The sequence below is a fragment of the Phenylobacterium sp. genome (genome assembly GCF_030654915.1).
GTDB lineage: Bacteria > Pseudomonadota > Alphaproteobacteria > Caulobacterales > Caulobacteraceae > Phenylobacterium.
Map to the genome: position 1 here is coordinate 1 of NZ_JAURWM010000056.1, position 12,796 is coordinate 12,796.

Genomic DNA, 12,796 nt, shown 5'->3' on the forward strand with positions numbered 1-12,796 from the left:
GAACCGGAACCAGATGTAGAAGAGCATCAGCAGGATCGCGAGCAACAGCGCCGTCAATCCGCTTTGGAACAGCTCGCCCGAGACCTTTGGGCCAACGACGTCGGTCTTGGTGAACGCCACTTGGCCAAGGGCTTTAGTCAAGTCCGCCTTGACGCTCGCCACGGTGTCGGCCGGGTGCGCGCCGTCCGGCGTCTGGAAGCGCACCATGGCCGAGGTTTCGGAGCCGAACGCCTGAACCTGGACGTCCCCCATCCGAGCCGCCTCGAGCGTTTGGCGCACCGCCCCAAGGTCGACCGCTTTCGGAGCGGTGGAGATTTCCAACAAGGTCCCGCCCTTGAAGTCGATCCCGCACGCCAGGCCGCCGCAGGGCGGTTGGAAGGGGATGAGCACCATGGCGAGCGAACCGATAACCGCGATAACGGAAATCACGGCGGCGATACGGGAGAACGCGACGAACCGGAAGTTCGTCGTGATCGGCAGAAGTTTGATCAGGGGCCACATATTCAGGGTTCCCTAGACGATCGGAAGGGTCTTCGGACGTGCGGCGCGGAACCACAGGGCCAGAAGAACTTGCGTGATGAGCACGGCGGTGAAGACGGACGTGATCACCCCGATGGAGAGGGTCCAGGCAAAGCCTTTCACCGGACCGGCGCCGAACTGGAACATGATCAGCGCCGCCAGGATGGTCGTGACGTTCGCATCGATGATGGTGGTCATGGCGCGCCCGAAGCCGGCGTCCATGGCCGAGATCACCGAGCGCCCCCCCCGAAGCTCATCACGCATCCGTTCATAGATCAGCACGTTCGCATCGACCGCGACGGCGAGCGTCAGGATGTGACCGGCGATACCTGGAAGGGTGAGCGTGGCCTGGGTAAGCGACATGATCGCCACGATCAAAAGGCCGTTGATAGCCAGAGCGATCACCGAGATCCCGCCGAACAGGAAGCCGTAAGCCAGGATCATGAAGATCAGGATCGCCACGAAGCCGACGACCGTGGAGATCAGGCCCGCCTTCACGGCGTCCGCGCCCAACTCGGCGCCGACGGTCTGTTGTTGCTCGACGTTGAGCGGGGCCGGCAGGGCCCCAGCGCGTAGCAGCACCGCCAAGTCGTTCGCCGATTCGGCCGTGAAGCTGCCGCTAATCTGACCCGAACCGCCGGTGATGGCGCTCTGGATGACCGGAGCGGAGATCACCTTACCGTCCAGCACGATGGCGAAGCGTTTGCCGAGGTTTTGAGCCGTCGCATCGCCGAACCGGCGCGCGCCCGTGCCGTCGAAGCGGAACGAGACCACCGCCTGTCCAGTTTGCGGATCGAAGGCTTGCTGGGCGTCGGTGAGCATCTCGCCAGTGACGAGGGCGCGCTTCTTGACGAGATAGCCGGTGGAGAAGCCGTCGTCGGCAGGCAGAAGCTCCGAGCCCGGCGGTATCCGGCCGGCGGCGGCCTCTTCCGGGGAAACCGAGTCGTCGACCATCTGGAAGGTCAGCTTGGCGGTCTTGCCGATGACGTTCTTGAGCCGCTCCGGGTCGCTCTCGCCCGGCGCCTGCACGACGATCCGATCAACGCCTTGACGGACGATGGTCGGCTCACGGGTGCCCAGTTCATCGATCCGGCGGCGAAGAATTTCGATCGATTGGTCAACCGCCTTCGAGGCCTCCGCCCGCATGGCTTCGGCGACGAAACTAATCTGAATCCGGCCAGAGCCGGCGTTCTCGACCGTCACGTCTCGACTGCCGGCGACGCCGGCCAGCGGGGCCCCGACATTGGTGCGGAGCAAATTCACCGCGGCGTTCATTTGCGCCGGGTCGGTGATCAGCACCGAAACGCTTCCGTTCACTTCCCGCAGGTCGCTGAACGGAATGTTCTTTTCGCGCAAGTTGGTCCGAACGTCCTCGACCAGATTGACGAGGCGCTCTTTACGAAGCGCTTGCGTATCGACTTCCAGCAGAAGATGCGAGCCGCCCTGCAGGTCGAGACCCAGGTTCAGGGTGTTCTTGGGCATGAACGCAGGCAGCGCTTCGCGGGCGCTTTGCGGCAGTGCATTTGGAAGCGCGAAAAGCACGCCGAAAATCACCGACAAAACGGCGGCGGCGATCTTCCAACGCGAAAGATTCATCATTTGAGAAGTGAGCCTTTAGGCCTTGGAATCGTTGGCGGGCGCTGGTTCGCCACGGACGCGAACCTCTGAAATCATGCCCTTCACCACCTTGACGGTGACGCCTTGGGCGATTTCGAGGCCGACTTCCTTGTCCTCGACGCGGACGACCTTGCCGATCACGCCTGAATTCAGGACGACGGTGTCGTTGCGCTTCAGATTGGTGATCATCGCCTGATGCAGTTTCATCCGGCGCTGCTGCGGGCGGATCATCAGGAAGTAGAACAGCACGACGAGGCCGACCAGCGGCAGGAACTGGATCAGCATTTCCTGCGGTCCGCCGCCGGCGGCGGCTCCAGCGGTTTGGGCGAAGGCGGGGGTGGCGAACATGGCGCTCCGGAAGCTCTTGGTCGGGCGCGGGTCGCGCTCCGGTTTTCAGGTCGGCGGAAGCTATGCGCTACGCCTTCATTTTGCAATGGAACCACCATGCGGTTAAGCAGCCTAGCCATGGATGACACGCTGAAATCGGTTCTGACCCGCATCGCCGACGCCTTGGAGCGCCTTGCCCCGCCGCCGAAAGTACCCCCGGCCTTCGAAGGTGGACGCCTGTTCCGCCACGATCCCGTTACCGGAGCTTTCCACCCGGCGCCCGACTATCTGCTGCCGCTCGACTCGCTGGTCGGCGTTGATCGCCAGAAGGCGCGGTTCCTGGAGAACCTGGAACGCTTCAGCCGTGGCTTGCCTAGCAATCACGCCCTGCTGTGGGGCGTGCGCGGCACTGGCAAGAGTTCGCTCACCAAGGCCGCCTTCATGGAACTGTCCCGCAAGTTCGACGACTTGAAGCTGGTCGAGGTCGATCGCGACGAGGTCACCGCCCTGCCAGGCCTGTTCGACGTCCTGCGCGCCCGTGGCGAGCGGTTCGTGGTGCTTTGCGACGATCTGTCCTTCGAGGAGGGCGCAGCCGCCGCCAAGGCGCTGAAATCGGCCCTGGAGGGCGGCGTTTCCGGACCGCCCGCCAATGTGTTGTTCGTGGCCACCTCCAACCGCCGGCACCTGATGCCACGCAGCAACACCGAGGACCGGGGCCTGGTCGCCTCGGCCGAGGACGCCGAGGAAGAGGTCAGCGTCTCGGACCGATTCGGTCTGTGGGTCGGCTTCCCGCCAATGGATCAGGCGACCTATCTGGAGGCGGTGAACGGCTACGCCGAGAAGTTCGGCCTGTCCGATCCCGACCTCGAGCGCCGGGCCCTGCAATGGGCTCAGCTTCGCGGCTCGCGCTCAGGGCGCGTCGCCTACCAGTTCATCCGCGACTTGGCGGGTGAGCAGGGCAAGTCCTTGCCGATGTAGACGCCATCCCTCCCCATTGGGGGGAGGGACAAGACGGCCTACTTCGGCAGCACCAACTTCGGATCGATCGGGCGCGCGCGGTCTTGCGGGGTCGGGGCGTAGCGGACTTCGAAGTGAAGTTGCGGCTCGGTGACCCCGCCGGTGGAGCCAGCCTGGCCGATCTGCTGACCCTGGGTGATCTTCTGCTGCATCTTGACGTCGACGCGGGACATATGGCCATAGGCCGTGACCCAGCCGTCCGCGTGCTTGACCAGCACCAGATTGCCAAAGCCCGGGACCTGGTCGCCAGCATAGACGACATCGCCCGCCGCCGCCGCCCGCACGGGCTCGCCGGTGCTGACGCGGATGTTCAGGCCGTCGTTACGCTGCCCCGTCCCCTTCGGACCGAAGTCCGAGATCACATCGCCGCGCAACGGCCAGATGAAGCGACCGCGACCGAAGCTTGTGATCTGGGCGTCGGTGGGCGTGCCCACGACCGGCGCGGCCGGGGTCGGGGGTGTTGAGGGCCGGGTGACCGGAGGCGCGACCGGCGTCGGGCGCACCGGCGCGGGCCTGGTCGCCGGAGGCTGGACGATCGGCGGCGGCGTCACGGGCGGCCGATCATACGGCGTGGGCGCCGGTGTCGGCTGGACCGGCGCAGGATAGGTCTGAACCGGCGGCGTATAGGTCGGAACTGGCGCAGGCTTCGGCCGCGGCGCGGCGACTTCCTCGCGGATCGGGCCACGGTCGCGATAGCCAGCCGGCAGGATCACCTGGCGCCCGGCGCGGACCGGAGCGCCGATCTTGACGTTGTTGGCGTCGGCCAAGGCCCGTTGGGTGACCCCGAAGCGCTTGGCGATCAGCGCCTGGGTGTCGCCCTGCCCGACCACATAGGCCTTCACCTTGGTCTCAGGGCCCTTCAGCACCTGGCCTGGCTGCAGCGCGTAGGGGGGCTTTAGCTTGTTGTCCTCGGCCAGGTCCTTGCGGGTGGTGTCGAGGCTGCGGGCGATGCCGTCCAGATTGTCGCCGCTCTTGACCTTGTAGGTCTTGGGGGCGCCCGCCGCATCGACCACCTTGCCGGTGACACGAGTACGGATCGTGGTCGCCGGCTCATCGATGATCGGCGGAGGCGTCGGGCGCGAAGGCTGGCGGACCGGCTCGCTATAGGTCGGGGTCGAAGGCGTTGGCGGTACGTCGCGCGCCGGCGCCGTGACCTGGGTGCGAATGGTCGTTGGACCCTTGTCCTTGAAGCCCTCGGGCAGGATCAACCGCTCGCCGATCGCCAGCGGCGCCTCGATCTCGCGGTCATTGGCCTGCGCGATCGCGGCGGCGCTGACGCTGAACCGCTGAGCGATGGCGAACAGGGTGTCGCCCTGCCCCACCACATAGGCCTTGGCCGATGTGGTCCGCGGCCCCTTCAGGACCTGGCCAGGCCGAAGCGCGTAGGGCGGCTTCAGGTCGTTGTCGTCGGCGATCTGCTTGCGGGTGGTCCCCATCGTCCGGGCGATGGCGTCCAGGTTGTCGCCAGGCTTGACGGTGTAGTCCTTGGCCGGACCAGCGGTCTCCACGACCTTGCCGGCGACCGTGGTCCTGGTGACGGTCTCGGTCGTCATCGGGCGCGGCGCAGGCCTCACCGACTGCGGGCGGGGCGGCGAGATCGAAGGCAGTTGCGAGCTTTCCACCGGCGGGATCGGACGCGGCTGCATCGCCGGCTCGTCCTGGCGGACAGGCGGCGGAACGGGCAGCGGCTGGCTGGGCGCCGGCCTGGTGGGGAAGTTCGGGCGCACAGGCTCCACAGTCGTACAGGCGGTCAAAGCCGTACCTGCAAGAAGAAACAAAGCCGTGCGCGTAAGGGAAAGCGTCATCGCCGCTCCGGTGAGATTGGATCGGAATCAGTCGAGGCGTCAGGGTTAATGATGGGTTACAGCCGACACCGAAGCCAACCCAATAAGTCTTTAGCTCACAGCTCCTTGGCGACGCCGTCGAGCAAGGGGACGAAGCGAACGTCGGTCATGACCTCAATTCGGAAGCCCCCCGCCCCGTCGCCCGTGTAGCGTTTAAGGCTCTGAACCGGCCCTTTGCCGATGGGCGCGACCAGCACGCCCTTCGGTTTCAATTGCGAAAGCAGGGCCTTGGGCTCATCCGGCGCCGCTGCTGTGACCAGAATGCGGTCAAAAGGCGCCTGCTCGGGCCAACCCAGTCCACCATCGCCAAAACGTGTGATCACATTGGTGAGACCAAGCTGCTTGAAGCGCCCCTCGGCTTCGCCGAGCAAGGTCCTGTAGCGCTCGACCGTATAGACCAGCCGCGACAGCTTGGAGAGGATGGTGGTCTGGTAGCCTGACCCGGTCCCGATCTCGAGCACACGCGAGCGCGGCTCGACCTCCAGGGCCTGACTCATCAAGCCGACGATATAGGGCTGGCTGATGGTCTGGCCGCAGGCGATCGGCAGGGCCGAGTCCTCGAAGGCGCGATCCTTGAACAGATCAGGCGTGAATAGTTCTCGGGGCGTCGATTCGATGGCCTTCAGGACCGCCGGACTGCTGACGCCCTGAGAGCGCAGCGACAGCACCAGGCGCGCAAGCTGGACGCTCGCCTCATCGCCGTCGTGATCGCTCTGGTGTTTGGCCATCGGTCGCCTCAAGCCTTCGGAGGCGCGCCCCCGAGCACGCCCTTCAGGCGATGAACGGTTTCGGCGTGAGTCAGGTTGATATGCAAGGGGGTGACGGAAATCTTACCGTCATAAATCGCTCGGAGGTCGGTGCCGTCGGCCGGCGCCGAACGCTCGCCGCGGAAACCCATCCAGTAATAGTCGCGGTTGCGCAGGTCGGTGCGCTTTTCCGCGTGGCGTACATTGATGTCGCGGAAGGTCTGACGGGTGACCTCGACCTCGGTGATCTCGTCAACCGGCAGCGCTGGGAAGTTGACGTTCATCACGACGTCCTTGGGCCAGCCCAGTTCGACCAGTCGCTTCACGATGCCCGGGCCAAAGTGCTCGGACGGCGCGTACATTTGCTCCCCCTCGACAGCCGGCCAACTCGATTGCGACAAGGCGATCGACGGGATGCCCAGCGCCATGCCCTCGATGGCTCCGGCGACGGTTCCGGACATAGTGACGTCCTCGGCCAGGTTCGCGCCGCGATTGACGCCGGACAGCACCAGGTCGGGCTTCAGCCCCCCCATCAGCTCGGTCACGGCCAGCATCACACAGTCGGTCGGCGTGCCGGTGGTGGCGAAGCGGCGCTCGTCCAGCCTACGCACCCGGATCGGATCGGACAGGGTCAGCGCACGGCTGGCCCCCGACTGCTCGTATTCCGGCGCGCAGATCCAGACATCGTCAGTCAGGGCGCGAGCGATGTTCTCCAGGGCGACCAGACCCTCGGCGTGGATGCCGTCGTCGTTGGTCAGGAGGATTCTCATTCGCCACCAATATGCGTGAGGCCGGGCAGATAGGGATGCAGCGCCTGCGGAATGGCGATGCGGCCGTTCTCGTCCTGATAGTTCTCCATCACCGCTACCAGGGTCCGGCCGACCGCCAGGCCCGAGCCGTTCAGGGTATGGACGAAGCGCGTGCCCTTCTCGCCCGCCTTCTTGGTCCGGGCGTCCATACGCCGGGCCTGGAAGTCCCCACAGTTGGAGATCGAGCTGATCTCGCGATAGCGGCCTTCCGACGGGATCCAGACCTCGAGGTCGTAGGTCTTGCGCGCGCCAAAGCCCATGTCGCCGGTGCAGAGCATCATGGTCCGGTGCGGCAGTTCCAAGGCCTTCAGCACGGCCTCGGCGCAGCCGACCATCCGCTCGTGCTCGGCTTCGGACTCTTCAGGCGCGGTGATCGAGACCAGCTCGACCTTGTAGAACTGGTGTTGGCGGATCATGCCGCGGGTGTCGCGGCCCGAAGCGCCAGCCTCCGAACGGAAGCACGGGGTCAGGGCGGTGAGCCGCAGCGGCAGTTCTTCCTCGGTGACGATCTGGCCCATGACCATGCTGGTCAGCGGGACCTCGGCGGTTGGGATCAGCCAGCGGCCGTCGGTGGTCTTGAACAGGTCGTCGGCGAACTTGGGCAGCTTGTCGGTGCCATAGGCCGCCGCGTCGTTGACCAGCAGCGGCGGCGAGACCTCGGTGTAGCCGTGCTCCTGGGTCTGCATGTCCAGCATGAACTGGCCGATAGCGCGCTCCAGCCGGGCGATCTGGCCCTTCAGGATCACGAACCGCGCGCCGCTCATACGGGCTGCGGCCTCGAAGTCGATCAGGCCCAGGCGTTCGCCCAGATCGACGTGGTCACGCGGATTGGCGATGGCGTTGGGTTCGCCCCAGCGCCGAACCTCGACATTGTCATGCTCATCCGCGCCGGCCGGCACGTCGGGTAGAGGAATGTTCGGCAGTTGGGCCAAGAGGCCCTGAAGTTCATCGGACACCGCACGCTCGATCTCCGCCTGCTCGGCCAGCACGACCTTAACCTGCTCGACCTCGGCCATCAGGCGCTGGGCCTCGGCTTCGTCCTTCTTGGCCTTGGCCTGGCCGATCAGCTTGGAGGCTTCGTTGCGACGGCTCTGGGCGGTTTCCAGCGCCAGCTTGGCGGCGCGCAGCTTGGCGTCCAGGGCGATGGCCTCGGCGGCCACGCCTGACTTGCCCTTCGCAGCCCAGGCTTTCTCGTAAAGCTCGGGGTTTTCGCGAATGGCTCGGATGTCGTGCATGGTTCTGCCGCCGGGAGAGAGTGAGGCGACTTCTCTAGAGCGCGTTGGTTAGCGGGCCAACCCCCCGAGCCGCCGAAGCGCCTCGCTAGACCGGGACGATGTCCCTGCCCGCTTCCTCGTCTTCGAGGCGGCGGCGCTTCTCGATCAGCCGCACGCACCAGATCGAGATCTCGTAGAGCAGGATAATCGGCAGGGCGAGCATGGTCTGGCTGATCGGATCGGGCGGCGTCACCACCGCGGCGACCACGAACACCCCGACGATGGCGTAGCGACGCCCGGTGGCCAGAGCCTTGGACGACACGATCCCCGCCATGCCCAGCAAGGTCAGAACCACCGGCAATTGGAAGCAAAGACCAAAGGCCAGCAGCAGGGTGGTGACCAGGCTCAGATAGTCCGAGACCTTGGGCAGCAGCTGCACCGACACCTGGGCATCGACGATCTGCTGGGACAGCGAGAACCACAGCACGAACGGCAGGATGATGTAATAAACCAGCGCCGCGCCCATGAGGAACAGGGCCGGCGAGGCCAGCAGGAACGGCACGAAGGCCTTGCGCTCGCGCTTGTAGAGACCCGGCGCCACGAAGCTGTAGACCTGCCAGGCCAACACCGGGAAGGTCAGGACCACGGCCCCGAATCCGGCCAGCTTGAGCTTGGTGAAAAAGAACTCCAGGGGCGCGGTGAAGACCAGGTTCAGCTTGTCGGCGTTCGGCGCGGCCGGGACTTCCTTCAGCCCGACCAGTGCCAGGAACAGGTCGCGCGTCCCGGTCAGGAACCGGCCGACATCCATGCCGCCGCCGGCCTGGGCGTGATTGGCGTTCTCGACCGCCAGCAGTTGGGCGGCGATCGCGAAGGGGTGCAGCAGGAAGATGTAGATCTGCTTGGAGAAGGCGAAACAGATCGCAAAACCGATCGCCATGGCCAGCACGCAGATGATCAGCCGCGAGCGCAGTTCCACCAGATGGTCGAGCAAGGGCGCACGGGACGCCTCGATCTCGGCGTCGTCAAAATCATGGGGCTCGTTCACGCCTTGGCTCCAGCCTTGGCGGCGCTCTTTGCAGGCGATTTCTTGGGAGCCTCGTCAGGGGCGGCTTTGGCCGTCTTGGACTTGGCCGTCGAGGACTTGGGCTTTGTGGCTGCCGCGCTCTTGGTTTTGGCCGGGGCGCGGGCGCGCGGCTTGGCCTCTTCGACGATGGGCGCAGGTCCGGGAGACGCCGGCTCCGCCGCAACCTCGGCAGGGGCGTCATACTGGTGGCTCATCGGCGGGTGGAACTGAACGTTCGAACCCTCAAGACTATCGCCGATCTCCTTGAAAACCTGATCGACTTGCGCCTTTGAGGCGTCCATGGCGGCGCTTTCCGCCAGACTACCGCGACGCATGGCTTCGACCTCCTTGCGCAGCTCGTCGAGCTCCGACTGGCGGGCCATTTCATCGAAGCTGGCGCGGAACTCGTTGGCCATGCCCCGTATCTTGGCCGTGAACTGGCCAAGCTTACGCAACATGATGGGCAGGTCCTTGGGGCCGACCACGATCAAAGCGACCGCGGCGATGACCAGGAGTTCAAGCCCACCGATCTCGGGAAGCATTCAGGGATAGCCTAGACGTAAGAGCCCGCGCCGATCGAGATCGGCGCGGGCGAAAGCTTGAGGGAAAACGGCTGGTTCAGCCGCGAGCTTCGTCTTTTTCGCGCTCGGTCTTGGGCAGCGGCTTGGACGTGTCGACCACGGTGTCGGTGTCGTCCTTCAGGCCGTCCTTGAACGCGCGGATACCCTTGGCCGCATCACCCATGATGCCCGACAGCTTGCCGCGGCCGCCGAACAGCAACGCGACCACCACGAGAACGATCAGCCAGTGCCAAATCGAAAATGAGCCCATACGGCCAAACTCCTTAACGTCGGCGATCGACCTCGACCGCACGCCCGCATCTGCTTAAGTCGAATATAGTCGCTTGCGCCGCAAAGCGCCAACGCGTCCTAACGCCCCGGATCGTCCTCGCCCAGGTAGTCTGTATGGAATTCCGGCGCCTCGCCGTCGTCCAACGGGTCCTCGTCCAGCATTCCGCCACCAAGAGGATTGGGAACCGCGAAGTCCGGCGGCAGATCCAGGCTGAGCAGGCCTGCCGCTTTCATGTCGGCGGCTCCCGGCAGATCGCCCAGATTCGCCAGGCCATAGTGTTCGAGAAAGGCGTCGGTCGTGCCGTAGGTGACCGGACGGCCCGGCGTGCGCCGACGTCCGCGCATCCGCACGAGGCCCAGCTCCAGCAGGACATCCAGCGTGCCGCGGCTGGCCTGGACGCCGCGCACCGACTCGATCTCCGCCCGCGTCACCGGCTGGTGATAGGCGATGATGGCCAGGGTCTCCTGAGCGGCCTTGGACAGCCGCCTGGGCTCCTCGCGCTCATGGGTCATCAAGAAAGCCAGGTCTTCGGCCGTCTGGAATCGCCAGCGACCACCGATGCAGACAAGTTCGATCCCGCGCCCGGCATAGGTTTGCGTCAGGGCGGCCAAGGCGGCCTTCACGTCGGCGTTGGCCGGCAGGCGCTTGGCGAGGTCTTCCAGGCTTAGCGGACCAGAGGCCGCGAACAGCAGCGCCTCGACCTGACGCTCGGCCGGCTCGGTCACGCCCGCACCTCGGCGCGGGCCCGCAGATAGACGTCGGCGAAGGCTTCCAGTTGGCGGGCTTCGAGCGCGCCTTCCTTCACCAGCTCGAGGCTGGCCGACAGGGTCGAGGCGACGTAGGAGGCTTGGCTTGGCCCCTCCCCCGCCGGCTTGATCGGCGCGACGCCGGTCAACGGGGTCCAGCGGCCAAGGTCTGGCAGCATGTGGCGCAGGCGGTCGCGGGCGTCCTCCAGCGGATAGGCCTGCGGCGCGCGCGGCGTGTAGTGGCGGCCCTGTTCCTTTCGGCGCTGGTCGATGTAGGCGCTCATCAGACCATAGAGGTCGCCCTCCAAGCGCATCGACGGGATCACCTTGATCGCTTCGGGGTCGCCGCGAACAAAGACCTCGCGACCGAGTTGCGGCCGCTCGCGCAGGGCGTCGGCGGCCTTCCGCATCGCGTCCAGCTTGGCGAGGCGGAAGGCCAGTTGCGCGGCCATCTCCTCGGCCGGCGCCTCCTCGGCCTTGGGTTGCTCGGGCTTGGGCAACAGCAGCCGGGACTTGAGATAGGCGAGCCAAGCCGCCATCACCAGATAGTCCGCCGCCAGCGAGAAGCGGACCCGCCGAGCCTGTTGGACGAAGGCGAGATACTGCTCGGCGAGCTTGGTCACCGAGAGTTTGAGCAGATCGACCTTCTGGCTGCGCGCCAGGGCCAGCAGAACGTGGAGCGGACCTTCGTAGCCTTCGATATCGATGACGAGGGCTTCGCCATCTTCGGCCGCCGTATTGGCGGCCTCGAAATCGAGTTTTGGCTGGAAGGTGCTCAAGCCGCCCATTTCCCTTCGAACGCCGCGTCGAACCGGGCGCGGGCCTCATCGACATCGAACGGCTCGGGAACCTTGGCGATGCGGCCCAGCGCGGCCTTGGCCCGGCGCGCGGCCTGGCCCGACAGAGCCTTGGTCCCGGCGATCACCGCCTTCATCTCGGCCATGTCGCCATTGCAGTGCAGGACCACGTCGCAGCCGGCCGCCAGCGAGAGGCGCGCTCGATCAGCGAACTCGCCGCCCAGGGCCTTCATCGAAAGGTCGTCGCTCATCACCAGGCCATCGAAGCCGATCGCCCCGCGAATGACCTCGCGCATGGCCTTCCTGGAGGTGGTGGCGGGGCGCTTGGGATCGATGGCCGTGTAGACGACGTGGGCGGTCATCGCCATCGGCATGTCCGACAGCACCCGGAAAGGCGCGAAGTCCCAGGCGTCCAGTTCGTCGTAGCTGGTGTCCACCACCGGCAGGTCCAGGTGGCTGTCGGCCATGGCCCGGCCGTGGCCGGGGATGTGCTTGATGACCGGCAGCACCCCGCCGGCGATCATGCCCTCGCAGGCCGCGCGACCCAGCAGGGCGACGCCCTGCGGGGTCTTGGCGTAGGCGCGATCGCCGATCACGTCGTGGGCGCCCTCGATCGGTACATCCAGCACCGGCACGCAGTCGACATTGATGCCCAGCGCCGCGAGGTCGTAGGCCAGCAGCCGCGCGCCCAGACGGGTCACCTCGCGCCGCAGCAACGGATCGTTCGCCGACAATTCGCCATAGGCCCGGCCCGGCGGAAAGCGACGCCAGTGCGGCGGGCCCAGGCGTTGGACCCGGCCGCCTTCCTGGTCGATCAGGATCGGCGCGTCCGGCCGGCCGACCGTCGCGCGCAGCTGGTCGACTAACTTGCGCACCTGGTCCGGCGTCTCGACGTTGCGCTTGAAGAGGATGAACCCCCAAGGTTGGACGTCGCGGAAGAAAGCCTCTTCCTCAGCCGAGAGGGTTGGGCCGGCGCAGCCGAGGATAGAGGCGCTGGTCATCTACTTCACGAAGCAGCTTTTGCCGGCGGCCTTCAGCTGGTTGCAGAAGGCGCTGGCGTCGGCGCGGCTGGCGAAGCCGGTGACCTGGGTGCGATAGAGCGTCGCCCCGTCCTTCTGGATCGCCTCGACGCGCTTGCCCTTCCCGGCCGCCGCGCCCGGCGCGATGCGGGCGGCGTCGTTCCAGCCCTTGTCGGCCAGGGCTTGCGAAGAGAAGGCGCCGATCTGGACGGCCGCGGCCCCGCCG

Annotated in this window: 14 protein-coding genes and 1 pseudogene; 1 reads left to right on the plus strand and 14 read right to left on the minus strand. The window is 66.1% G+C overall.

Annotated elements, in window-relative coordinates; translation table 11 throughout:
- The 3 genes and pseudogenes from Q7T84_RS02495 to yajC all read right to left on the minus strand — a co-directional run.
- Positions 1–501 (minus strand): annotated as a pseudogene (locus Q7T84_RS02495) (protein translocase subunit SecF); the annotation flags it as partial.
- A gap of 12 nt (positions 502–513) precedes the next feature.
- A complete protein-coding gene (gene secD, locus Q7T84_RS02500; protein ID WP_304806075.1) occupies positions 514–2,118 on the minus strand; it encodes a protein translocase subunit SecD in 1,605 nt (534 codons plus the stop codon).
- A 15-nt stretch (positions 2,119–2,133) separates the two neighbouring features.
- Positions 2,134–2,484: a preprotein translocase subunit YajC gene (gene yajC, locus Q7T84_RS02505; RefSeq protein WP_304806077.1), complete on the minus strand. Its 351-nt coding sequence runs from the start codon at positions 2,482–2,484 to the stop codon at positions 2,134–2,136.
- 117 nt (positions 2,485–2,601) lie between these two features.
- Between yajC and Q7T84_RS02510 the strand changes: the two genes are divergently transcribed.
- Positions 2,602–3,441 carry an ATP-binding protein gene (locus tag Q7T84_RS02510; protein ID WP_304806079.1) on the plus strand — a complete coding sequence of 280 codons (840 nt, stop codon included), beginning with the start codon at positions 2,602–2,604 and terminating at the stop codon, positions 3,439–3,441.
- Between the two features lie 38 nt (positions 3,442–3,479).
- Here the strand turns inward: Q7T84_RS02510 and Q7T84_RS02515 are convergent, their stop codons facing one another.
- The 11 genes from Q7T84_RS02515 to Q7T84_RS02565 all read right to left on the minus strand — a co-directional run.
- Positions 3,480–5,126, minus strand: a complete 1,647-nt coding sequence (locus tag Q7T84_RS02515) for a LysM peptidoglycan-binding domain-containing protein (RefSeq protein WP_304806080.1) — start codon at positions 5,124–5,126, stop codon at positions 3,480–3,482.
- A gap of 254 nt (positions 5,127–5,380) precedes the next feature.
- Entirely contained in the window at positions 5,381–6,052 is a 672-nt protein-coding gene (locus Q7T84_RS02520; protein ID WP_304806081.1) for a protein-L-isoaspartate(D-aspartate) O-methyltransferase, read from the minus strand.
- Positions 6,053–6,060: 8 nt separating this feature from the next.
- Positions 6,061–6,840, minus strand: coding sequence for a 5'/3'-nucleotidase SurE (gene surE, locus Q7T84_RS02525; protein WP_304806082.1), 780 nt, complete (start codon positions 6,838–6,840; stop codon positions 6,061–6,063).
- Positions 6,837–8,114, minus strand: coding sequence for a serine--tRNA ligase (gene serS, locus Q7T84_RS02530; protein WP_304806083.1), 1,278 nt, complete (start codon positions 8,112–8,114; stop codon positions 6,837–6,839). The genes surE and serS overlap by 4 nt, the downstream gene beginning before the upstream one ends.
- 85 nt (positions 8,115–8,199) lie before the next feature.
- The gene (gene tatC / locus Q7T84_RS02535; protein ID WP_304806085.1) at positions 8,200–9,138 is read right to left on the minus strand and encodes a twin-arginine translocase subunit TatC; all 939 of its coding nucleotides are present in this window, start codon (positions 9,136–9,138) and stop codon (positions 8,200–8,202) included.
- Entirely contained in the window at positions 9,135–9,698 is a 564-nt protein-coding gene (gene tatB, locus Q7T84_RS02540) for a Sec-independent protein translocase protein TatB (RefSeq protein WP_304806087.1), read from the minus strand. The genes tatC and tatB overlap by 4 nt, the downstream gene beginning before the upstream one ends.
- 76 nt (positions 9,699–9,774) lie before the next feature.
- Entirely contained in the window at positions 9,775–9,987 is a 213-nt protein-coding gene (locus Q7T84_RS02545) for a twin-arginine translocase TatA/TatE family subunit (RefSeq protein WP_304806089.1), read from the minus strand.
- A 98-nt stretch (positions 9,988–10,085) separates the two neighbouring features.
- Entirely contained in the window at positions 10,086–10,733 is a 648-nt protein-coding gene (scpB, locus tag Q7T84_RS02550; protein ID WP_304806090.1) for an SMC-Scp complex subunit ScpB, read from the minus strand.
- Positions 10,730–11,533 carry a ScpA family protein gene (locus Q7T84_RS02555; protein ID WP_304806092.1) on the minus strand — a complete coding sequence of 268 codons (804 nt, stop codon included), beginning with the start codon at positions 11,531–11,533 and terminating at the stop codon, positions 10,730–10,732. Before Q7T84_RS02555 ends, scpB begins: the two co-directional genes overlap by 4 nt.
- Positions 11,530–12,552: a beta-N-acetylhexosaminidase gene (gene nagZ, locus Q7T84_RS02560; protein WP_304806093.1), complete on the minus strand. Its 1,023-nt coding sequence runs from the start codon at positions 12,550–12,552 to the stop codon at positions 11,530–11,532. Before nagZ ends, Q7T84_RS02555 begins: the two co-directional genes overlap by 4 nt.
- A partial coding sequence (locus tag Q7T84_RS02565) for an SPOR domain-containing protein (protein ID WP_304806095.1) occupies positions 12,553–12,796 on the minus strand: 244 nt, incomplete at its 5' end.

What these genes read in the sequence shown, in the direction of transcription:
- secD (WP_304806075.1), bottom strand. Translation starts at nt 2,118, where the DNA reads ATGATGAATCTTTCGCGTTGGAAGATCGCCGCCGCCGTTTTGTCGGTG.
- yajC (WP_304806077.1), bottom strand. Translation starts at nt 2,484, where the DNA reads ATGTTCGCCACCCCCGCCTTCGCCCAAACCGCTGGAGCCGCCGCCGGC.
- Q7T84_RS02510 (WP_304806079.1), top strand. Translation starts at nt 2,602, where the DNA reads ATGGATGACACGCTGAAATCGGTTCTGACCCGCATCGCCGACGCCTTG.
- Q7T84_RS02515 (WP_304806080.1), bottom strand. Translation starts at nt 5,126, where the DNA reads ATGCAGCCGCGTCCGATCCCGCCGGTGGAAAGCTCGCAACTGCCTTCG.
- Q7T84_RS02520 (WP_304806081.1), bottom strand. Translation starts at nt 6,052, where the DNA reads ATGGCCAAACACCAGAGCGATCACGACGGCGATGAGGCGAGCGTCCAG.
- surE (WP_304806082.1), bottom strand. Translation starts at nt 6,840, where the DNA reads ATGAGAATCCTCCTGACCAACGACGACGGCATCCACGCCGAGGGTCTG.
- serS (WP_304806083.1), bottom strand. Translation starts at nt 8,114, where the DNA reads ATGCACGACATCCGAGCCATTCGCGAAAACCCCGAGCTTTACGAGAAA.
- tatB (WP_304806087.1), bottom strand. Translation starts at nt 9,698, where the DNA reads ATGCTTCCCGAGATCGGTGGGCTTGAACTCCTGGTCATCGCCGCGGTC.
- Q7T84_RS02545 (WP_304806089.1), bottom strand. Translation starts at nt 9,987, where the DNA reads ATGGGCTCATTTTCGATTTGGCACTGGCTGATCGTTCTCGTGGTGGTC.
- nagZ (WP_304806093.1), bottom strand. Translation starts at nt 12,552, where the DNA reads ATGACCAGCGCCTCTATCCTCGGCTGCGCCGGCCCAACCCTCTCGGCT.